Below are 306 nucleotides of genomic sequence, written 5' to 3'. Positions count from 1 at the left end.
GGGGCGAGCCTGTCCATGGCCTTCTTCAACGGCCACGACGCCCGCCGCCGCCTCGCCCCCGGGATGACCGCCATGTTCCAGGGCCGCACGACCGAGTACCGCGGCCGGATCACGCTGAACAACCCGGACTTCGCCCTCCTGGACGACGACGTCGCCCCGGGGGAGGTGGACGTGCGACCGGTCCCGCTCTACCGGGCCACGGGGAAGCTGCCGTCGTGGACGGTCCGCTCCGCCGTCGCCCGGGTGCTCGAGACCGTCGACCTGGGCCGCATCCCGGAACTGCTCACCGAGCGGATCCGCGCGGAG

General features: G+C 73.5%; 1 pseudogene. It reads left to right on the top strand.

Going from position 1 to position 306, the window contains the following annotated elements:
- A pseudogene (locus tag SJ20_RS05090) lies at window positions 1-306 on the top strand (ATP-dependent DNA helicase RecG); the annotation flags it as partial.

This window comes from Micrococcus sp. MS-ASIII-49, assembly GCF_000946635.1.
GTDB lineage: Bacteria > Actinomycetota > Actinomycetes > Actinomycetales > Micrococcaceae > Micrococcus > Micrococcus luteus.
Note: the sequence above shows the minus strand (reverse complement) of the source record. Positions and strands in the feature narration are given on the sequence as shown.